We start from the raw sequence: 21,077 nt of genomic DNA on the forward strand, positions 1-21,077 counted from the left end.
ACCCCCGCGGCGATCTCCCCCTCCGCCGCAATCCCCGGAAAGGCCCGCCCGCGTTGGCGGGCCTTTCATATTTCGGGGTCTCCGGTTTCGGTTTATCAATTTCTCTACGCGGCGCCTTCTCATGTGCGCGAGGTTCGAGAAGTTTGACGGCGAGGAGAGCGGCCAATGACGAGCGCGTTCGAGTGGAACGGCCGAGTCGGCGACGTCTGGGCGGAGGAGTGGCGGCGCACCGACCGCAGCTTTACCGATCTGTCGCGACAGCTCGACGCCGCGATCCTCGAAGCCGCGCCGGAGAGCGGGGCGGCGATCGATATCGGTTGCGGGGCGGGCGGGACGTCGATCGCGCTCGCCACCGCGCGTCCGCGCCTTGCGGTGGTCGGCGTCGATCTGTCGCCGGCGCTGGTCGCGATCGCCGCCGAGCGCGCCCAAGGTATCGACAACCTGTCGTTTCGCGTGGGCGATGCTCGCGACCTGCCGCACGCTTCGGCCGACTTCCTGTTCTCGCGCCATGGTGTGATGTTCTTCGACGATCCGGTCGCCGGGTTCGCTGCCTTGCGCGCCGTGGCAAGGCCGGGCGCGAGATTGGTATTTTCGTGCTTCCGCGCGCGCGCCGACAATCAGTGGGCGCTCACGGCCGAGGCAGCCGTGGGAAACAGCGGCGCTCCGACGACCACCTACGCACCGGGGCCGTTCGCTCTCGCCGATCGCGATTTCACCGCCCGCGTGCTACGTGAAGCTGGTTGGCGCGACCCGGAGGCGAGGTCGGCCGACTTCGCTTACGTCGCCGGTGCGGGTGACGATCCGGTGGCCGACGCCATGAGCTTCTTCTCGCGCATCGGCCCCGCAGCGCGCGCGCTGGCCGCCGCGCCGCCCGATCGCCGCGCCGCGATGCGCGACAAGCTCGCCGCCGCGCTTGCCGACCATGTCACCAATGGCACCGTGACTTTTCGGGGCGCCGCGTGGATATGGAGCGCGATAGCAGGGGAGCGGCCATGACGCTGATCGTCCACCACCTCAACAACTCGCGCTCGCAACGCATCCTTTGGATGCTCGAGGAGCTTGGGTTGCCCTACGAGATCAAGCATTATCAGCGCGACGCCAAGACGATGCTCGCCCCGCCCGAGCTTCGCCGAGTCCATCCGCTCGGCAAGTCCCCCGTGCTCGAGGATGACGGGCAGACGATCGTCGAAACCGGCGCGATCTGCGAATATCTGGTCGAGAAAGCCGACGGCAAACTTGGCTCGCCCGCACATCGCGGCGACGTGCTGCGCTATCACCAGTTCCTCCATTACGCCGAAGGCTCGATGATGCCGCCGCTGCTGGTGATGCTGGTCGTCAACCGGATCCCGCTGTTGGGGAAGGCGGCGGCGAAGCGGATCCAGCCGATGATCGACGTCCACCTCGACTACGTCGAAAACGAGCTGGCGCAACGCCCGTGGTTCGCCGGCGACACGATGACCGCCGCCGACATCATGATGAGCTTCCCCCTCGAAGCCTCGATGAGCCGCGGCGGATTGGGCGCCTCGCGTCCCGCCACCGTCGCCTGGGTCGCGAAGATCCATGCCCGCCCAGCCTATCAAGCCGCGCTCGCGAAGGGCGGGCCATACGCCTATGCGTGACCGCTGATGCCGTGGCTCGGCGCGTGCGGCGGCTCGATCGCGACGGGCTCGGGGGCTTCGAACCCGCCCTCCCACTTCGCCACTACCGTCGCCGCGACGGCGTTGCCGACGACGTTGGTCGCCGACCGCCCCATGTCGAGGAACTGGTCGACCCCCAGAACGAGCAGCAAGCCGGCCTCTGGAATGCCGAAGTTCGAAAGATTGGCGGCAATCACCACCAGGCTGGCGCGCGGCACGCCGGCGATTCCCTTCGACGTCAGCATCAGCATCAGCAGCATGCCGATCTGCGTCCCCAGCGGGAGGTGGACGCCATAGGCCTGCGCGATGAACAGCGATGCGAAGGTCATGTACATCATCGACCCGTCCAGATTGAACGAATAGCCGAGCGGGAGGACGAAGCTCGAAATCCGCCGCGGTACGCCGAAGCGGTCGAGCGCCTCCAGCGTGCGCGGAAACGCCGCTTCGGACGACGCGGTCGAGAACGCCAGCAAGGCCGGTTCGCGGATGTAGCGGATCAGGTCGAACACGCGGCGCCCGACGAAGAGAGCGGCGAGCCCGATCAGCAGCAGCCACAGCAGACCGAGGCCGAGATAGACGCTGCCCATGAAGTAAGCGAGCCCCCCGATCACCTTCGGCCCGTGCTCGGTGAGCGTGGCGGCGACCGCCGCGAACACCGCGAAGGGCGCGAACCGCATGACGTAGTCGGTGATTTGCAACATCACCGCGACGCCGGCTTCGGCAGCGCGGACGAGCGGCCTGGCGCGCTCGCCGACCGCGGTGATCGCGACGCCGAAGAACACCGAGAACACTACGATCGGCAGAATCTCGTTGGTCGCCATCACGTCGAAGATCGATTGCGGGACGATGTGCTTGACCAGATCGGCGGCGTCGAAGCCGGTCTTGGCGATCCCGGCATCCGCGGTCGCCGGCGGGATCGGCAGGCCCAGGCTGACCCCCGGCTGCAGCAGATGGACCAGCGCAAGGCCGAGCGTCAGCGACATCAGGCTGGCGCAGATGAACCATCCGAGCGATTTCAAGCCGACCCGCCCAAGCGCGCCGGTGTCGCCCATGTGCGCGATGCCCACCACCAGCGTCGTGAACACCAACGGCGCGATGATCATCTTGATCAGCCGCAGGAAGATCGTCGTGACGATGCCGAAGTACCCGGCCAGTTCCTTGAGGAACGCCGCGGTGTCGGTTTGCGGTTTCGCCCAGCCGATCTGCTTGAAGAACCCCAGAACCGCATCGCCATTGGTGTTGAGGCCCCAACCGACGACGAGCCCGAGCACCAGCCCGATCAGGATGAAGGTCGTCAGTCGCTTCGCCACGTCACGCTCTCCCCAACAGCGGCAGGCAGCGAAGGGGATTGTCGCCGCCGGGTCAAGCGCCGTATCGTCGCGGCCATGCCCCAATCTCCCTTTTCGCCCGACCGCCGATCCTTGCTCGCCGCCGCTGCCGCCGCACCGTTGCTATTATCCGGCGCCGCGCGTGCCGCGACGCCCGACCTTTCCGCGCTGAAGGACATGACAACCGAAGCGGTGCCGATCGGCCCGGACGAGCGGCGGCGCCGGCTCGACCGCGCACAAGCGCTGATGCGGGCGAACGGCATCGGTGCGGTGCTGATCGAGTCCGGGTCGAGCCTGGTCTATTTTACGGGAATTCGCTGGGGACGCAGTGAGCGCGCGCTGCTCGCGGTACTGCCCGCCGAAGGCCAGCCCTGCATCGTCTCGCCCTATTTCGAAGAATCGCGGATGCGCGAGACGCTCGCCGTCCCCGCGGAGGTGCGCGTCTGGCAGGAGGACGAGGATCCGCTGAAGGTCGTGGCTGGCTTCCTGCGCGATCGCAAACTGGCCGCCCGTCCGGTCGGGATCGAGGAAACGGTCCGGTTCTTCGTTCCCGACATGCTCGCGCATGTGCTCCCTGGCGCGAAGATCGTCACCGCTAACCCGGTCGTGCGCGGGTGCCGGATGATCAAGACTCCCGCCGAGCTCGCGCTGATGCAGCTCGCGACCGACGTCACCATCGCCGCCTACCGCTGGGTCTATCCGCGAGTCGAGAAAGGCATGACCGGGCACGACATCGCCGCGCTGATGGACTCCGCGACTGAAAGGTTGGGCGGCAGCCCCGAATTCAGCCTGGTGCTGATCGGCGAAGCGGCGGCGTACCCGCACGGTACCAAGGCCGTACACCGAGTCGCCGATGGCGAGATCGTGCTGATGGACTGCGGCTGCACGGTGCAGGGCTACCAGTCCGACGTGTCGCGCACCTTCGTCTTCGGCAGCCCGAGCAAGGACCAGCGGATGGTGTGGGATCAAGTCCACCAGGGCCAGCAGACCGCGCTCGCCGCGGCGCGGATCGGCGCGCAGGCAGGCAGTGTCGATGTTGCGGTTCGCAAGCTCTACGAAAGTTTCGGCTACGGCCCAGGCTACAAACTGCCCGGCTGCTCGCACCGCACCGGGCACGGTATCGGGCTCGACGGCCACGAGCCGGTCTATCTGGTGCGCGGCGAAAAGACCCCGCTCGCGCCCGGCATGTGCTTCTCGAACGAGCCCGGCATCTACATCCCCGGCAAATTCGGCGTGCGGCTGGAGGATTGCTTCCACATGACCGAAGCGGGGCCGAAATGGTTCAGCAACCCGCCGCCGTCGATCGACCAGCCGTTAGACTGATCAAGCCAGGATCGGATCTAGCCCCGATTTGCCGCCGTGCCAATCGCGGCGGACGCGCGCGCGATCTCGCGCCGCTGCTGCATGGCGGCCTAGCATCGCCTCGGCTCGCACGCGCAGCGACAGCGTCACCGGATCGTTCGGACGGCGCGCCAGCACAAGCTTGATTTGATCGAGCACGGCGCCCGGTTTGCCCTGCATCAATAGCGCCGCGGCATAGCTGCGCCGCGCGGGATACCACCATATCGGCGGGTCGCTGAAATCCTTGAGCATCGGGTCTTCCTCGATCGTCGCCGCCCTCGAGAATGCCGCCGCCGCGCCGGCATAGTCGCGGTCGATCATCGCCGCGCGTCCTTGCAGCACCGCCTGTGCGACGAACACGAGCTGCCGCGCCTGCTTGCTCGCGTCGTTCTTCTTCGAATCGGTCGGCGCGATCATCGCGGCGGCTTCCGCCCGAACGGCCGCGGGGTTTCCGGCGCGCGCCTGCGCCTCACCGCGAGCGTAATGCCAGTACGCCCGCGCGAAACCATATTTTTCGCCCGGATCGGGCAATGCCATGACATCGCCGAGCAATCCGAACCGTCCCTGCGCGGCGTAAGCGGTGCCGGCTACCATCTGCATGTAGGGATTGTCGGAAGGGTGCTTGCCGAGCACGACCAACAACGGCCCGCTCAGCGCCAACGCGTCCGCCGCATCGCCCGACAGCAACGCGCCGCCGATCCCGAACTGGACGTTGTGGGCGTGATAGGGCTGCTGCCACTCCGATCCGGCCTTGGTCATGCCGACGATCCGCGCGTCGGACAGGCCGAGCGCCGCCGCCTGGACGTTGACGCTGGCCGCGTCCTGATAGCGGCCGACCCAGTAGAAGGTGTGCGACGGCATGTGGATAAGATGGCTCGACTGCGGCGCCAGCTTGGGCAGCAAATTGGCGTAGCGCTCGGCGCGCTTGGAAAAGCCGCTCATCTCGGTCGCGTGGATGTAGAAGTGGATGGCCGGCGTATAGGTCGGATTGCGGCGCAGCACGCGTTCGAGCAGCTCGACCGCTCGCGGCAGCTTCGACGTGACGTTGTTCAGCGCCGCGGGGATCATCCAGGCGTCGGCCGCGATCGTGGCGATCTCGTCATCCTCGGAATAGCGATCGGCGAGCACATCCATCGCGCGCGCGAACGCGATGTCGCCCGCGCCGAGGCCACCGCCATTGACGTAGCGCAGCTTGAGCGCGGCGATCAGGTCGCGTTCGCGTGCCGGCGTCCCAGTCGTGATCAGCCGTTCGGCGGTCGCGACCTTGGCGGCGGCGGCCTTTTGCGCGTCGGAGTCGGTCGGATAGTTGATCGTCGGGCCGAGGCTCCATGCTTCGCCCCATTGGCACATCGCGCAATCGAGATCGGCGCGGGCGGCCTCGGCGAAGGCAGCGGTCGCGGCCTTGTGCGCGAAGGCATGCGCGAGCTGCATGCCATTGTCGAAGAAGGCCTGCGCCCGTGGGCTCTTGGTCGTGATCGCAAAGCCGCCGCTGCCATAGCCTGCGAGCAACTCGGTCTTGACCGGTAGCGGGGCATCGTCGCCACCGCAGAGCGGAAGGACCAGTTCGTCGACCGCGGTGAACGCAGACCGCGCATCGCCAGCGGCGGCTGGAATCAACGCCACCAGCGGCAACAGCATGATCCAGGCGCGCACCGTGTGTCCCCCAATTTGGCCCGATGCGATCCTAATCCAAAGTCGCGCGTCGCGCCACCGCTCGCGACTTGAGTAGGACCAAGCGCTCGCCTAAGTCGCTTGGCCATGACCTCGACCAACGATCTTCGCCGTTCCTTCCTCGACTATTTCGTCGCCAACGGCCACACCGTCGTGCCGTCGGCGCCGCTGGTGCCACAAAACGATCCGACGCTGATGTTTGTCAACGCCGGGATGGTGCCGTTCAAGAACGTGTTCACCGGCCTCGAAAGCCGGCCCTATTCCACCGCGACGTCCAGCCAGAAGTGCGTGCGCGCCGGGGGCAAGCACAACGATCTCGACAATGTCGGCTACACCGCGCGGCACCACACGTTCTTCGAAATGCTCGGCAATTTCTCGTTCGGCGACTATTTCAAGGACCGTGCGATCACACTCGCATGGAATCTGCTGACCAAGGAATTGGGGATCGACCCCAACCGCCTGACGGCCACCGTCTATCACACCGATGTCGAAGCGTTCGACCTGTGGCGCAAGATTTCGGGGCTGCCCGAAGAGCGGATCATCCGCATTCCGACCAAAGACAATTTCTGGGCGATGGGCGACAATGGCCCGTGCGGGCCGTGTTCGGAGATTTTCTTCGATCACGGCGACCACATCCCGGGCGGGCCCCCGGGATCCCCCGACGAGGACGGCGACCGCTTCGTCGAGATCTGGAACCTGGTCTTCATGCAGTTCGAGCAGGAGGCCAACAAGATCGTCGGCAATCTGCCCAAGCCGTCGATCGACACAGGCATGGGCCTCGAACGCATTGCCGCGGTCATGCAGGGCGTCCCCGACAATTACGACACGGATACCTTCAAGGCCCTGATCGCGGCCTCCGAGGCGCTGACTCACACCAACGCGGCGGGCAAGCAGCAGGCGAGCCATCGCGTCATCGCCGACCATTTGCGTTCGGCGGGTTTCCTGGTGGCCGACGGCGTGCTGCCGGCGAACGAGGGACGCGGCTACGTGCTCCGCCGCATCATGCGGCGCGCTATGCGGCACGCGCATCTGCTCGGCGCGAAGGACCCGCTGATGGCGCGGCTGGTGCCTGCGCTGGTGGCGGAGATGGGCGCCGCCTATCCTGAACTGGTTCGCGCGCAGCCGTTGATCGAGGCGACGTTGCAGCAGGAAGAAACCCAGTTTCGCAAGACCCTCGACAAGGGTCTCAAGTTGCTCGACGAGGCGACCGCAGGGATGGCGCAGGGATCGACGCTGGCCGGCGAGACCGCGTTCAAGCTCTACGACACGTTCGGGTTCCCTTACGACCTGACCGAGGACGCGTTGCGCGCGCAAGGGTTGCAGGTCGATCGCGAGGGCTTCGACGCCGCGATGGCCGAGCAGAAGCGTGCCGCGCGCGCCGCGTGGAAGGGATCGGGCGAGAAAGCGTCGGACGAGCTGTGGTACGATCTGGTCGAGGAAAAGGGCGGGACCGAATTCACCGGCTATACGTCGGAGGAGGGTGAGGGCGAAGTCGTAGCGCTGATCAAGGACGGCGGCCGCATCGACAAGGCCGTGGCGGGCGACGAGGTCGATGTCGTGCTTAACCAGACGCCGTTCTACGCCGAAAGTGGGGGGCAAGTCGGCGACGCGGGGATCGCGAGCAACGATAAAGGGCTGAAGGGCCGCATCTTCGATACGCAAAAGCATCTCGGCAGACTCTGGGCGCACCGCATGAAGGTTGAAGCGGGCGAACTCGTGATCGGCGATGCCGTGCATTTGGTCGTCGACGGGGAACGCCGCAACGCGATCCGCGCCAATCACTCGGCGACGCATTTGCTCCATGCAGCGTTGCGCGAACGTCTCGGCACGCACGTCGCGCAGAAGGGCTCGCTAGTCGCTCCTGATCGCCTGCGCTTCGACTTCTCGCAGCCGGTGGCGGTCGATCCGGCCAAGCTCGCGGACGTCGAAGCCGACGTGAACGCGTACATCCGCCAGAACGATGCGGTCGCCACTCGGCTGATGACCCCCGACGAAGCAATCGCAGAAGGCGCGATGGCGCTGTTCGGCGAGAAATATGGCGACGAGGTCCGCGTCGTGTCGATGGGGCGCGGCGGCGACGGCATCTACAGCCTGGAGTTGTGCGGCGGCACGCATGTCGGCGCGACGGGCGAGATCGGGTTGTTCAAAGTGGTGAGCGAGGGCGCGGTATCGTCGGGCGTTCGGCGAGTCGAGGCGCTGACCGGCGAGGCGGCGCGCGCTTACCTTTCCAGCCGCGACGAGAAATTGCGCGAGGCTGCCGCAACGCTCAAATCCTCGCCCGACGAGGTGCCTGCGCGCGTCGCGCAACTGGTCGAGGAGCGCCGCCGGCTGGAGCGCGAACTCGCTGAGGCGAAGAAGGCGCTGGCGCTCGGCGGCGGCGCTGGTGGGGCGTCTGCGGGGCCGGAGGAGATCAACGGCATCGCGTTCGTGGGCCAAGTGGTCGACGGACTCGATCCCAAGGGCCTGCGTGGCGCAGTGGACGAGACGAAGCAGCGGATCGGGTCCGGCGTGGCGATGATCGTCGGGGTCAATGACGGCCGCGCTTCGGTCGCCGTTGGTGTGACCGACGACTTGACGGACCGCTTCAATGCGGTCGATCTGCTCAAGCAGGCCGTGGTTGCGCTTGGCGGGCAAGGTGGCGGGGGCCGGCCCGACATGGCGCAGGGCGGCGGGCCCGATGGCGCCAGGGGGGACGACGCGGTCGCGGCCGTGAAGGCGGCGCTCGCGGGCTAATCTTTGCGCCGCACGCGGCGGATGCGCGGCTCGCGGTCGAGTTGCGCTTCGTCCTTGATCGCCTTGCGCAACTGGTCGCGCTTCTCGTGGATCGAGGCGATCACCGGGCCCATCGCCACGCCGAGATCGACCAGCACGGCCTCGGACAGTTGCAGCGAGCTTTCGAGCGTTTCAGGCACCGCGTCGGTGACGCCGGCTTTGTAGAGTTCGGCCGCATGCGCAGCGTCGCGGGCGCGGGCGATGATGGTCAATCCTGGAATCCAGCCGCGCACGCGTTTGGTCAAATGCACCGTCAGCAGGGGGTCGTCCATCGTCAGCACCAATGCCTTGGCGCGGCCGAGGTTGAGGCGGTCGACCAGCTCGCTACGCGCGACATCGCCGAAGATGACCGGGTAACCGTCGCGCCGCGCAGCCTTGGCGGCATCGATATCGGCTTCGATCGCGACATACGGCTGGTGGTGCTCCGCGAGCATGTCCGCGACCATGCGTCCGACGCGCCCGAAGCCGATGACGACGGTGCCCGGCCCGTCGCTTAGCAGGAGATCGGTGTTCGTGCCTGCGCGCGCCTCGATCCGACGCGAGGCGAAGCGACCGATCTCGGCGAGCGCAGGCGTGATGGTCAGGCCGAGCGCCGTCACGGTCTGCCAGAAGGCAGCGTCGGCGGCTGCGATCAGGCCTGCTGCGGCTGCCGTGCCGAGCACGATCAGCGTCGTTTCCGATGGGCTCGCCATCAACAGGCCGATCTCCGCCGCAGTCCCGCTCCGCGCACCTGAGAGCCGGAGCAGCCCGGACGTGACGGTCGACTTCACCGCCACGACGCCGACCAGCGCCAGCGCGAAATCGCTCCAGTGCGCGAGCAACGTCTCGAGATCAAGGCTCATGCCCACGGTGATCAGGAACACGCCGAGCGCGAGACCCTTGAACGGTGCGGTGATGACCTCCACCTCGCTGTGATATTCGGTCTCGGCGATCAGCACACCGGCGAGCAGCGCGCCGACGATTGGCGACAGGCCCGCCGCCGCGGTGGCAAGGCTTGCGACGATGACAGCCAGCAGCGAGACAGCGAGGAACAACTCCGGGCTCTTGGTCCGTGCGGCTTGCGCGAACAGTCGCGGCAGCAGGAAACGGCCGACGAGGAAGATCGCGGCGATGCTGACCGCTCCCCATAGCAATGTTTGCACCACCCCCGATGTCGCACCGCCGCCGACTGCCGCCAGGACGAAGATAATCGGCACCAGCGCGAGATCCTCGAACAGCAGCATGGCAAAGGCGGTGCGGCCGACCGTGCTTTGCGTGCCGGCGATCGGCAGCACCAAAGCGGTCGAGGATAAAGCGAGCGCGAGGCCGAGGCCCAGGCCGGCGCTCCAGCCATTGCCGAACGCCAACAATGCTGCGCCGATCACGGCCGCGCAGCCGAGCAGTTCGGCGGCACCGATCCCGAACACCGCGCCGCGCATCGACCACAAGCGTCTGAGCGACAGTTCGAGCCCGATCGAGAACAGCAGCAGCGTGATGCCGAAATCGGCGAACGGCTCGATCGCGTGCGCGTCGGAGATGGTGACGTGGTAAAGCCAGGGATGCCTGCCCACCAGCGCGCCGAGACCGGCTGGGCCGACAAGGATGCCGACCAGGATGAAGCCGATCACCGGACTGATCTTGAAACGCGCGAACGCCGGGATCACGATGCCCGCCGCGCCGAGGATCACCAGCGCGTCGCTGAACCCTGCATTGTCGAGACCGATCGCCATGATTGTATCAAAGCAGGGTGGGGAGCATTTGTCAGGCCATGACTGACGCCGACATCTGCATCATCGGCGGCGGGCCTGCGGGAATGGTCGCCGGTTTCCTGTTCGCTCGTGCCGGTGTGCGAACCATCGTGCTCGAAAAGCATGGCGATTTCCTGCGCGATTTTCGCGGCGACACGGTGCACCCGTCCACACTCGATCTGTTCGACGAGCTCGGGCTGCTCGACCGCTTGCTCGAACAGCCGCATGACAGGGTCGACACAATCGGGGCGGTAATCGGCGGCAGAGCCTATACGATCGGCAACTTTCGCGGGTTGCCACGGCCGGGCAACTTCATCGCGCTGATGCCGCAGTGGCATTTTCTGAACTTCGTTGCGGGCGAGGCTGGCAAGCTGGATGCGTTCACGCTGCGGATGAATGCCGAGGTGAGCGGGCTGATCGAGCAGGGCGGTCGAGTCGGGGGCGTGAAGCTCGCCGATGGCGGGGAAATCACGGCGCGACTGACGATTGCCGCCGACGGCCGCTCATCGCTCGTCCGCCGTGAGGGTGGGCTGCCGCTCCACGACCTCGGCGTGCCGATCGATGTGTTCTGGTTCCGGGTGCCGAAGCCGCAGACGCCGGATAACAGGACGCAGGGGTTCATCGCCAACGGCGAGATGGTCGTGACGATCGACCGCGGCGACTATTTCCAGTGCGCGCGGGTTATCGAGAAAGGTCAGGCCGACGCGGTCCGTGCGCGGGGGTTCGACGCGTTTCGCGATCAGGTCGCGGCTGCGGCACCGGTGCTGCGCGATGGCATCGCGGCGGTCCAATCGTGGGACGACGTCAAGCTGCTCAGCGTGTCGCTCGACCGGCTGACGCAATGGTCGCGGCCGGGCTTGCTGGCGATTGGCGACGCCGCCCACGCGATGTCGCCGGTCGGCGGGGTCGGTATCAATCTTGCGATCCAGGACGCCGTCGCGGCTGCCAATCTCTTGGCTGCGCCGATGCTCAGCGGCGATGACGTCGATCCGCTGTTGCACAAGGTGCAGGAACGCCGGTTATTCTCCGTCAAGATCATCCAGGCGATCCAGCGAGTCGCGCATCGTTGCGTCCTCGGCCCCGCGCTCGCCGGACGCGCGACCAAGGCGCCGTGGATCCTCAAGCTGATCGATCGCAGCCCATTGCTTCAGCAGTTCCCGGCGCGACTGCTCGGCCTCGGCATCCGTCGCGAGCATATCCGCTAGCCGACTGCCCATTCAGCGCGCGAAGGATAAGGCGTCGACGCTCGACTCCGCGCGTGACGATCGAATGCTATGGGACCATCATACACGGTGGCGATTACGCTAGACCGAACGCGCTGTCGCAAAGCGCGTGAGGAGCGGAACTCGAGGTCCGCTCGCGCCCTGGCTAGCGGGCGAGTGCAGACACGTTCTCGGCGTAATCGGACTCGCGTGAGCGGCCATCCTCGGCCGGCGGACGATCAAACAGGTGGAGATAGGCCGGGGAGAAGTCCGCCGTTCGCTTCATGCGGGGCCAGTCCGCAATCCTGATACGGCGGGCGTCGCGCGTGATCGATCCCTCTTCGGTCAGTTCACGTAGCATGCGATTGACGTGCACGGGCGTGAGACCGGTAGCGTCCCCGATATCTTCCTGGGTCATCGGGAGGGTGAAGTCGGCGGGCGAGCCCAGGCCGGCCGCTTCCATGCGCGCCGCAAACTCGCAAAGCATATGCGCGATTCGCACCTTGGCATTGCGTCGTCCGACGTTGAGCACCCACTCCCGAAATATCGACGCCTCGACTAGGCAATCGCGCCAAAGCGCTCTGCCGACATCGGGGTGGTCGGCGATCAGATTGCGCAGCGCGGCCATCGGGAAGACGGCAAGTGCAGCCTCGGAAATGGTTTTTACGGAATGGTCGGCGCGATCGAAGAGCACGTGCTGAATGTCGAGAATGTCGCCTGCCATGTGGAACGATACGATCTGGCGCCCACCGGTCGCAGTAAATTTGTATCGGCAGGCGTACCCATCCACCAGGAGATAGCAGTCGGTTATATTCTGACCTTCGTCCACGACCTTCGTTCGAGAAGTCACCGTCTTGATCTTGACGGGTAGCTGTCGAATAGCTTCGATCGCACGCGTCGAAAGAACGTTGCCAGAGCTGAGCTTGCGGATAAGAGGGTCAAAAATACCCAATTCGATCGACACTGTAGTCTCCAAAGTCAGTACGTTTTTATAACGATTTTCCCCCGAAGCGGTTCACTCGGCGGGCGAAGTGGCCCCTGCGGATTCGTGAACGCCTCAGAGGTTCGTGCGTTGATCCGCATGGAGGAGATAGAGATGACTGAGCTTAGCACCGAAGATCGCGACGAGCTGGACAGAGACCAGTTCGCCTTCCCCAAAGAACGCAAGGAACCGCTCGAGAACGCCAGCCACGTGCGAAACGCCATTGCGCGCTTCAACCAGGTGAAGGGCGTGAGCGACGGTGAGCGGGACGCCGCGTGGAAGCGGATCAAAGCTGCCGCGAAAAAGTACGGCGTCGAGGTGAACGAGAAGAGCTGGCGCGAGGTCGGGAACGACTGACTCCCCTCGCGAATCCACGCCTGCTGACCCGCAAGCGATCCAAGCGGAGCCGCTTCTTACAAAGCCATTGAGAAGGTGGTGGACGCACTAGGGCTCGAACCTAGGACCCGCTGATTAAGAGAGCGTCCATCTACCAACAATATCAAGCACTTGGCTGCATTCGTGTCTAATAAATACAGACAATTGATCGCAATGAGCAACTTTTGGCAACATGGGGCACCGACACGGATTCAGTCACATCGCCGACGGCAGATTTGCGCCCCAAAAGCGGTCGTTCATTGCCCGACGCTTTGAATTCGAAAGCTGCCACACAATCGGGTATAACTGAGGTTGTCGAACCGCGCACCCGAGGATTTACCTCGTTAGCTTTGCTGTGGCGCAATATTGCGAACTGTCGCAGCGATCGTTGCGGAGCACCAATTTTCCCGAGTTCAGCGTGTCGGTCTCGTTCAAGCAAATGCTCTGACGACAGGCGGCCGGTAAATGGTCAAGCCAGAAGCGCGCGAACGTCAGCGAGGAAGGCGGCGACGGCCGGGTCGAGTTTTGGATCGTCCGCGGGCGTGTCGATCCGGCATTTATGGCCGGCATGCGCAAGAATCAGCTCGAGGGTGAGGTCGCTTTCGTCTGGCTTGGCCGAAATCAGCAGGTGTTCGACCATGGCCGTCCGCTCGTTCTCGGCTCGCTCGTTCGTATAGCGCAGCTCCTCGCCTCGGGCCGCGCGCAAGACCGCCGCGCGCAGGATTGAATCCTTGTAGACGTCTTGCAGATATTCGTGCGCAGTGAGCACTGTCGCGATCGGATAGCGCCGGGGACCGAGGCGCGGGCGCGTATCGACGGCGACTGTCCGCATTTGCTGGAGCGCGCTGGAGATCGCCGCGAACACTGTCGCTTGCGGGGCACTGGGCGGCAAGAAGATCGATCCGCGATAAAGGGTGAGAGGCTTAGCGCCCAAGGGAACAAGGAACAGATCATCGACCAGACCATTATCGCGATCGTTGAGCCGGTCGAGCCGGTCTTGGAACTGTGCAGGAAGCGCCCCCTTTTCCTTCAGCATGCGTCGATAGAATGCCGCTTCCGCACACCACGGACACCCGGTTTCCTGCCAGTTAGGCAGGCAGATTTCATGGATTGCCTCTACGCTGTTTCGGGCATGGACTTTTTTATCCGCAGGGTCGCGCCAGCCGAGCATGGTTCGGCATTGTGCCCAGCGCTGCATGTCGTCGGGCCGCGCGACAGCGACGCGGTAATTGAGGCGCGCGCGGACATTGAGCTGGCGCAGACGCATTTGATAGCCAGTAAGGCGGTCCCCGGTGATGAAACAATCGTCGAGGATGAGAAGCGAGTCTTGGACGCCGAGCGTCGCCAGCGTGTCCCGGATATGCGCTTCCGCTTCCAGCAGGGGTTCCTCGCCGCGCAGATGCAGCGTCGGATGCTGGAGATGGACCGCGTAATGGCTCTTCGCGGCGAGCACGGCCTGCGCGCGCTCACCGAGTATTCGCGCGACATCGTGTTGCGGCGTGAGGATCGCTTTGGGCGGCGGATCGAGCCCGGCAATATCGCTTTCGAAAGCAGCGATGAAAGCGGGCTGGTCAATTAGCGCCGCCATGTCGAGGTGAACCGCATGGTGGCGCGGCGAACCGTCCGAAACCTGATCGCGATGTGCTGACACGATGCGCGTACCGAACCGCTCGACAAAAACGCCGAAATTCTTGGCCAGTGGAATCCGCAGTTCGAATTCCACATCTTGGTAGACCAGGGGAAAGTAAACTTGCGGATCGATATGAATGGCCGATCCCTCCTCGATCATCGCCTCGGTCAACGGCGCGAACTCGGGCACTTCGGACAAATCGCACAAAGGCGGCAGAGCATCAGTCTTGCCGAGCTTAAACAAGGCGACGAACGACATGTCGATCGGCAGGCACGCCGTTTCGATCTCGTCGCGCAGCACACCGACCAGCGAGCCGGTCTGGGTGGCACTGACGATGCAGGTAACGGGAATTTGCTCGTTGCCGTTCGGGCAATCGCTCCACAGTCGATCGAGCGCTTCAAGCAAAGCGGCTTGCGCCTCCGAGCTGCGATCTTGGTATTGGGTGAGCATCTCGACCGGAATTGGCGTCCGCCCGTCATAAAGCGTCAGGATCCGGCTAAGATTGAACGCAAGCGAAGAGATCGACCAAGTGTCGATGAGAATGGCACGAGCAGCCGCGACATGCGGCAGTAGCCAGAAGGCAATCGCGTCCACGGCTTGCCGCGAATACTGGATGTTGCCGACTCTCAGAAACGAGCGGATCGGCTTGGCTGATGGCGGGTCATAGTAAGAGCCTTCGACCGGCATCAATATTGCCCGCGATCGCTCAACGATTTCGTTGAGTTCGCGGTCGCGGATCGCATCGAGCGCTCGGGGAGCGGCGAGATGCCCGAGCACCAGAGAGGGCGGCACCACTCCTGGATTTATATTGCCGCTCAGACGGTGTGCAAAATTGTCGGAATGGAGCACAAAGATCGGGACGCCGTCGAACCGTTCGAAAGCCTTGGGTCCGGTCGCGCAGGCCTCCGCCACAGCGTCGATAAAAGAGCCGGGTTTATGCTCTGCGCCCTTCTGCGCTGCGATCAGGTCGTCCGGCGTGAAATGCTCCGTGACGGCGGGACGCAACACGATCGCACTAGCCCGGCGCCGACTGTGCTCGGGCCCGTCATAGATCAGTTCGAGTAGCGCCGGTAGCGTTTGCTCGCTCGAGAATTGCGCGACCAGTACCTGAATCGGCGGGAGATCGGTATCCAGCGTGAGCGAGAATTGATGCATCGACTATCCCGGCTCAGGGCTGCGGCCAGAACATTTGCCAGTGTGTGCCAGCGACCGAAGGATGTGGCCGGTCACCGAGATGGACGAGGCGCGGATCGTCCCTGTCCGGCAGAAACGAGACGGCCATCCAGAATTCGGCGGTACGAAGCGACACGAAGGCGTTCATCCTGCGCGCGGCGTCGAGCGCATATTGAATGCCGAGGCCTGCCGACGGATCACTGCTTTTAGACGTCAGTCGGCCATAGATTAGCCGCTCGAGCAAGTCGCGTCGGTTGACATCCGGTCCCAGTCCGGCGGGCGACGCCTGATAGGCATCGACGATACCGCGGCCGAAATCCGAGATCGCCGCTTCCACCAGGGTCACCGGTCCGTCCCCACCGAAGGTTCGTTCGACATAGCGGCGCAGCTGCCGGAACGGGCCGCAGCGTTCGGCCAGTTCCGTAGCATCGGGCGCGGCGTGGGTGCGCAGGCGCATGAAGCGCGTGCCGACGAGCGTTTGTCTGCCATCACGCGATCCGTGCTCGAGCCCGTTTTCGTGTAGCTCCGACAAGAAGGTGCCGAGATCGCCCGCCGCGCCGCTTCCGACCGCCCCCCCCCCTCTTCGCAACGCTCCAAGGTCGAGCATTTGTCGGAAGCGCAAGACTTGCGACTGGAACAACCGGCGGCGTAGGGCCCCCGGTGCCGCAGCGCCGTTGTCGAGGTGGAATAGCGGCGAAATCGGAAAATCAGGATCGAACTCTACGAGGGTTTGCGCAACGTCGCTGTCGGGACTGACCAAGCCGTCCCGCCGGAGCATCAGATTTTGACGCAGTTCCGCGCCATCCAGCGTATTGCCAGCCTTGTCCCTGATCGACGCGGCGAGCGAAGCAGCAACCAGTCCTGTCAATGTATTGCTAAAGCGAGCGGAACCGTCGGTCGGTTCGCCATAAACGATCTCGGTAGTGGCGCGGCGGCATAACGTTCCGCACAGAATCGCGCCCCATAGGTCGGTTAGCAGGTCGGATGCTGCGAAAGACTCGACCTTGAGCCGCGCAGCGGCTTCTTCGCCGGTCGGCGGAATCCGCCCGAGCTGATCCTCTAGATCAGCCAGCGACGAGGAAGGGCCAATCTCGGTATTGGGCACCGGTCGGGTCTCCGTAATTGGAAGCGCGATGAGCGTTGCCATGATCTAGCGATCTTCCACACGGATCGCCAAGCCGTCCCCTCATTTTGCGTCCGGATCGGATCGTCTGCGCCAGCCTTCGGCCAACTGGCCAGCGCCACGGTTCTGTGCAGCCCATAAGTCGCTCCAACGCCGGGCGGCTAAGCGCCCAGAAGTGGTCGTGCAGCGGGAACGGCATTGATCCCAAAAGCCGCCGGCCGCCCGGCTAGTAGTCAAGCTCAGCTAGTGAGTAGTTTGCGGTCGTGACTTGAGTCGACAAATTCTTACGCTGGCTGGTCTGCAGAATATGCGCTCTGCTACATACTATCAAATTGCCACTCCAATCTCAGGCACCAGCCATTCTGTCTAGGAATTCGGAGACCGGATAGACTAGGCAAGTCGACTGGCCCGTTGATCGATCAGCCTTGCGAATGGTGTGATCATAAATCAATTCAACACGCTCTTCATGCTGGAGACAGTAGAGGACCGCACCTAGCGCATGCGGCTTTGTGCCGATCAAGCCGATTTTGAAGAACCAGTCGTCGGTATAGTCGGCGACGATATCTTGGAGACAGTAGTAAAGGCTGAAGGGACAATTAGCCTTTGCAAAGCGGATGTCCTGCCAAGCGCCCGAGTCTTTTAGCGGCATTTGGTTGCCCTGATAGGTGAAAAATGGATACTCGGCTCGGAATCCTGGCACGCCAACCACGGGATTGACGTTGCCACTCTCTGGCTGAATGTCCTCGAGTAGATGCTTGAAGCGAGCACCCTCGAAGCCGAGCAAGGGGATAAGCGACACCTCCTCTTCGTCGGGCTCGCGCAAATTGCTGAATTGAGGAATAGGAGAAATTCCACTGATGAGTTCGCTTAGGTCGAAAAACACGTTTTCACGCGGCGACGCGCTATAGGCATAGTCGCGGGGCTCAACGTACATCACTTGGATCTGAAACTGCGTGGCGCGCGCGACTTTCAGGATCGCGGGCCACACGTGATTGGAGAGACCGGTGATATCTAGGTATAGATGGCGGCCGACCGCCGCGCCGAGTAGCGCACTTAGCTCGCCGACATCTCGGAGCATCGCCCGACGCGACGGGTCGGTAACGAGCTGAATTGCGTCGGTACCATACTCGGCCAATTCCATGAACTCGAGATGGGTCGCACGGCTTCGCCATGACTCGAGGTGGCGGGTCCGGGCCTCGGCTCGCGTGCCATAGACGTATAACGCACCTGGCTCCGGCACAAACTCCGAAGCCTCCGGATACTCGGTCGTCGGGATCGGTCTATTGACTAGCGTCATCAAGATAGGCCTCGAACAAGCGCAACTGCTCAGGGAGGGGTTCCCGCACGTCTTCGGGCTCTCGTTCGAGAAGCTGTCGAACCCCGCGGCCTGGATCCTTGACGATGACCATCAAGTCGTCGGGATTGATAATGATCTTGCGCTTGCGTCGATGACTAATGCCGAAAAAGGCTGAGAAGATCGGGTGGAGGCTGTAGTCGTAAGAGCGGGCATCAGTTTGATTGAGTTTGTTCGCGATCGTACGCACGAGCGCCGAATGCATGACGGCGTTTGTTAGGAGGCTCTCTACCTGCGGGGATAGTGGCGCTACGGCAGAAAGAGCGAACTGATTTTGTTCAGGCGAGTGACCTTCGGGGCGACGCGCCATAATTTGGAACAATCGGCCAAGGCCTATGGTGAGCTTTACAAGGAGCGCGCCCTCGCGGAAGCCCTCTAACTCAAAGAGATTTTTGCGCCCTACTGCCTGCGCTGCCTTGGTCTGCGTCTGCCAGGAAAACTTTTCGCCGAGCGTACCATCGGCCTGTTGATGTTCGCGGAACGCGTAGTCGACCAATTCGAGGAGATAGCGAATATTGGCGGATGCCATAGTCGTGTAGGTGGTCCAACCGCAGTACAGTTTCGTGATACCGGAACCTGCCTCAGCGATTTGGAAGAGTGCAGCGTAGCGGTAATTGTCTACAAAGTTGTGCCACTCGTCCGAGTCCGTGCGTTGCTCTCGCAGGGCCTTCTCAAGTGTCATGCCCCGCAACCGGCCTCGAAGGTCGATAAGGATAACGTCAAGGTCACTCAAAGCGTCGGCACCGCGAGCGATCCGCGTGTCGGAAGAGAGCCGAATCCGCTCGCGGATCGGTTTCGCCACTCTCGAAGCACCTAGCGCTTCCGCCTCCGCATCCGCGGTGGCAGCAGGTAGCAGGTCAATGATGCTGGCGGCCGGCTGCAGCATATTCTTTAAACGGGCGTCGCATACGTCGCGGGCGAATTCCTTAAACTCGTCACCGGTTAAAATGACGGAGATGTCGATGCGGACATAGTCAGCTGGACTAGTCAGCTCCTCGGTGTCCGACAGTGTATAGCGCCTTCGCCAACCGAGCTCGCGCACTCCAATCTTGAAAGTGTAGTCAACCGTTGCATGCTTCAGCAGGCTATTGACGACCACTTGCTGATCGTCGAGCAGGTTTTCGTACTCATCCAGTAGGAAAAAGAAGCTCTTGCCTGCGAATTGGGGCATCTCGCGCAGACCGGCAAACAGCGCGTCCAGTGGCGCACCCTGAAGTGATAATCCAAGGTCCTGTTCGGCCTTAATGTTATTGAGCAGGCGTTCGAAATCAGAAAGGCCTTTCCGGACCGCGATGCGCAGACTTTTGAGGTCGGTGGCATCCTCGACGTTAAGAGCTCGACTGACCTCAAGGCACAAATCCTCGCCGAGTGCGGGCGCGTCGGGGCAATGTTGCGCGTACCACTCAAGAAACTTGGTTACGTTCTGCGAGAGCAGGAGGTTGATGTAGTGTCCGAACAGCTTTTGCCAGCGCTCGGGCGGGAGTTCAGGACCCTTAAACGCCGATACCCGATTGGTATTCACCCGGTAGTAGAAGCCGTAGTATTCCCAGTTCGGGATCTTCGCCGGGTCGCTGTCCAACGCAAAGCGACCTTCGTAGGACAGACAGCGGAGGACCGTCGTTTTGCCGGTGCCGCGCCCTCCGATGAGTACGCAGGGCCGTGGACGCTCTAAATCGGGAAAATAGGTTGGCGTTCTAAAGTATTCGAAGATGCGCTCGCCCAACCACTCGGCCTTGTAATTGCCGAACAGTTCGGAAGCTTCACTGGCGCGGGAAGCATGCCCGGTCATACGTCCTTCACCAGCGGTCTCCAGTGCTCAGCGCGATACCGGAAAAGCGGGATCGTCGCGTCGGGCGTCTTGTGGGCGAACCCGATCGCGAGGCCAAGCCCGTGATAGCCAAACAAGCCCCATTCGCTTTCGTCCTCCGGCAGCCCGAGTGCGACACTTAAACGCCGGACGAGCGCTTGACCGTCGGCCACCAGCTCTGCTGGCCAGACAAGCGAATCCGGATGGAAGACATTGTAGCGTTGGTCGAGAATGTTGCCCGCGCTGATTTCTACGCCGGGGCATCTGCGCTTGATATTATCCAGCCCGTACATCGTACACACAGCCGGCGCGTAGTAGACTTCGAGCGGCGTTCCGGCACGATCCGCATCGCTTGCGGCCTCACTAAAAGAGTAGGACTTTCCACCAATGTCGTAACGACGCTCCCAAGTTTCGGTAAACTGATCGCCGGAGCCAACGAAGTCGTCTACAAACACGACGGGTGATCGATCGCCGCGAATAGCGATCCGCTCCAACGCTTCTACGGGGTTCAGGATCTGCTCTTCCGAGACGCCGGCATGGTCGCGGGCCGCCCGAGCAAACAGATGCCCACTGTCCGCCGGATTTGGGATCTCGCCGGTTACGTAAGTCAAAGACGCTGATTGCAGAAATGTGGACCAATCATCGAATATGTTTCCCCTCCGGCGGGCTCTCCAAGGCTGCAGCACACCAATGCCCTGCAGCGCTGCAACGAAGAGCTGTCGGGTCAGGTCGTCGTTGAAGTACATGAACGCATTGAGCAGGTGTCTCGCCAGTGGAAGATCATCATCCTGGAAGTTTCCGAGCCACGCCCGCGCGTCCAGGCGGGTTCGCAGCGGCCAAATTTGAAATTTGGCAAAGTCAGAGCACTTCTCGCTGAGCAGCGCGACATTAAGTTCTTGCGACGGGCGATCGAGTGGCACGCGGGCTTTTCCTGCAAAACGAGAGCTGGTGCAAC

General features: G+C 63.3%; 15 protein-coding genes. 6 read left to right on the forward strand and 9 right to left on the reverse strand.

The genetic code is table 11. The annotated features are described in order from the left end of the window. Positions 1–165 precede the first annotated feature (165 nt). Both VH326_RS03265 and VH326_RS03270 read left to right on the forward strand, forming a co-directional pair. A complete protein-coding gene (locus tag VH326_RS03265; protein ID WP_329630362.1) occupies positions 166–996 on the forward strand; it encodes a class I SAM-dependent methyltransferase in 831 nt (276 codons plus the stop codon). Further along, positions 993–1,619 (forward strand): glutathione S-transferase, encoded by a 627-nt coding sequence (locus VH326_RS03270; protein ID WP_329630363.1) that lies wholly within the window; start codon positions 993–995, stop codon positions 1,617–1,619. The genes VH326_RS03265 and VH326_RS03270 overlap by 4 nt, the downstream gene beginning before the upstream one ends. On the opposite strand, the gene VH326_RS03275 is transcribed toward VH326_RS03270, so the two are convergent. After that, a complete protein-coding gene (locus tag VH326_RS03275; RefSeq protein ID WP_329630364.1) occupies positions 1,610–2,947 on the reverse strand; it encodes a dicarboxylate/amino acid:cation symporter in 1,338 nt (445 codons plus the stop codon). The two genes, VH326_RS03270 and VH326_RS03275, sit on opposite strands and share 10 nt — an antisense overlap. Before the next feature lie 75 nt (positions 2,948–3,022). Here VH326_RS03275 and VH326_RS03280 point away from each other — a divergent pair, with 75 nt between their 5' ends. Further along, a complete protein-coding gene (locus VH326_RS03280) occupies positions 3,023–4,288 on the forward strand; it encodes a Xaa-Pro peptidase family protein (protein ID WP_329630365.1) in 1,266 nt (421 codons plus the stop codon). Here VH326_RS03280 and VH326_RS03285 read toward each other — a convergent pair whose 3' ends face one another. Beyond that, the gene (locus tag VH326_RS03285) at positions 4,289–5,959 is read right to left on the reverse strand and encodes a hypothetical protein (protein WP_329630366.1); all 1,671 of its coding nucleotides are present in this window, start codon (positions 5,957–5,959) and stop codon (positions 4,289–4,291) included. It abuts the gene before it with no gap. A 105-nt stretch (positions 5,960–6,064) separates the two neighbouring features. Between VH326_RS03285 and alaS the strand changes: the two genes are divergently transcribed. Continuing rightward, a complete protein-coding gene (alaS, locus tag VH326_RS03290) occupies positions 6,065–8,710 on the forward strand; it encodes an alanine--tRNA ligase (RefSeq protein WP_329630367.1) in 2,646 nt (881 codons plus the stop codon). Here alaS and VH326_RS03295 read toward each other — a convergent pair. Continuing rightward, entirely contained in the window at positions 8,707–10,458 is a 1,752-nt protein-coding gene (locus VH326_RS03295; RefSeq protein ID WP_329630368.1) for a cation:proton antiporter, read from the reverse strand. The two genes, alaS and VH326_RS03295, sit on opposite strands and share 4 nt — an antisense overlap. A 38-nt stretch (positions 10,459–10,496) precedes the next feature. Here VH326_RS03295 and VH326_RS03300 point away from each other — a divergent pair, with 38 nt between their 5' ends. Then, positions 10,497–11,681, forward strand: coding sequence for an FAD-dependent oxidoreductase (locus tag VH326_RS03300; protein WP_329630369.1), 1,185 nt, complete (start codon positions 10,497–10,499; stop codon positions 11,679–11,681). A 163-nt stretch (positions 11,682–11,844) separates the two neighbouring features. Here the strand turns inward: VH326_RS03300 and VH326_RS03305 are convergent, their stop codons facing one another. Beyond that, on the reverse strand, positions 11,845–12,642 hold the full coding sequence (locus VH326_RS03305; protein ID WP_329630370.1) for a Crp/Fnr family transcriptional regulator: 798 nt from the start codon (positions 12,640–12,642) through the stop codon (positions 11,845–11,847). Between the two features lie 132 nt (positions 12,643–12,774). Here VH326_RS03305 and VH326_RS03310 point away from each other — a divergent pair, with 132 nt between their 5' ends. Further along, a complete protein-coding gene (locus tag VH326_RS03310) occupies positions 12,775–13,017 on the forward strand; it encodes a DUF6582 domain-containing protein (RefSeq protein WP_329630371.1) in 243 nt (80 codons plus the stop codon). A gap of 487 nt (positions 13,018–13,504) precedes the next feature. Here VH326_RS03310 and VH326_RS03315 read toward each other — a convergent pair whose 3' ends face one another. From VH326_RS03315 to VH326_RS03335, 5 genes are all read right to left on the reverse strand, one after another. Next, the gene (locus tag VH326_RS03315) at positions 13,505–15,820 is read right to left on the reverse strand and encodes a hypothetical protein (protein WP_329630372.1); all 2,316 of its coding nucleotides are present in this window, start codon (positions 15,818–15,820) and stop codon (positions 13,505–13,507) included. A gap of 13 nt (positions 15,821–15,833) precedes the next feature. Further along, positions 15,834–16,985 (reverse strand): hypothetical protein, encoded by a 1,152-nt coding sequence (locus VH326_RS03320; RefSeq protein WP_329630373.1) that lies wholly within the window; start codon positions 16,983–16,985, stop codon positions 15,834–15,836. A 322-nt stretch (positions 16,986–17,307) separates the two neighbouring features. Next, positions 17,308–18,102 (reverse strand): hypothetical protein, encoded by a 795-nt coding sequence (locus VH326_RS03325; RefSeq protein ID WP_329630374.1) that lies wholly within the window; start codon positions 18,100–18,102, stop codon positions 17,308–17,310. A 139-nt stretch (positions 18,103–18,241) separates the two neighbouring features. Continuing rightward, entirely contained in the window at positions 18,242–20,104 is a 1,863-nt protein-coding gene (locus VH326_RS03330) for a hypothetical protein (RefSeq protein ID WP_329630375.1), read from the reverse strand. Beyond that, complete coding sequence (locus VH326_RS03335) at positions 20,101–21,042, reverse strand: phosphoribosyltransferase-like protein (protein WP_329630376.1); 942 nt, start codon at positions 21,040–21,042, stop codon at positions 20,101–20,103. The genes VH326_RS03330 and VH326_RS03335 overlap by 4 nt, the downstream gene beginning before the upstream one ends. Positions 21,043–21,077: the final 35 nt, after the last annotated feature.

Origin of the sequence: Sphingomonas sp., from assembly GCF_036269755.1 — a bacterium.
Classification (GTDB): Bacteria; Pseudomonadota; Alphaproteobacteria; order Sphingomonadales; family Sphingomonadaceae; genus Sphingomonas.

Bases quoted from the DNA above. Each gene is read 5' to 3' on its own strand.
- VH326_RS03265 (WP_329630362.1), top strand. From the start codon at position 166: ATGACGAGCGCGTTCGAGTGGAACGGCCGAGTCGGCGACGTCTGGGCG.
- VH326_RS03270 (WP_329630363.1), top strand. From the start codon at position 993: ATGACGCTGATCGTCCACCACCTCAACAACTCGCGCTCGCAACGCATC.
- VH326_RS03280 (WP_329630365.1), top strand. From the start codon at position 3,023: ATGCCCCAATCTCCCTTTTCGCCCGACCGCCGATCCTTGCTCGCCGCC.
- alaS (WP_329630367.1), top strand. From the start codon at position 6,065: ATGACCTCGACCAACGATCTTCGCCGTTCCTTCCTCGACTATTTCGTC.
- VH326_RS03295 (WP_329630368.1), bottom strand. From the start codon at position 10,458: ATGGCGATCGGTCTCGACAATGCAGGGTTCAGCGACGCGCTGGTGATC.
- VH326_RS03300 (WP_329630369.1), top strand. From the start codon at position 10,497: ATGACTGACGCCGACATCTGCATCATCGGCGGCGGGCCTGCGGGAATG.
- VH326_RS03310 (WP_329630371.1), top strand. From the start codon at position 12,775: ATGACTGAGCTTAGCACCGAAGATCGCGACGAGCTGGACAGAGACCAG.
- VH326_RS03315 (WP_329630372.1), bottom strand. From the start codon at position 15,820: ATGCATCAATTCTCGCTCACGCTGGATACCGATCTCCCGCCGATTCAG.
- VH326_RS03320 (WP_329630373.1), bottom strand. From the start codon at position 16,985: ATGGCAACGCTCATCGCGCTTCCAATTACGGAGACCCGACCGGTGCCC.
- VH326_RS03325 (WP_329630374.1), bottom strand. From the start codon at position 18,102: ATGGAATTGGCCGAGTATGGTACCGACGCAATTCAGCTCGTTACCGAC.
- VH326_RS03330 (WP_329630375.1), bottom strand. From the start codon at position 20,104: ATGACCGGGCATGCTTCCCGCGCCAGTGAAGCTTCCGAACTGTTCGGC.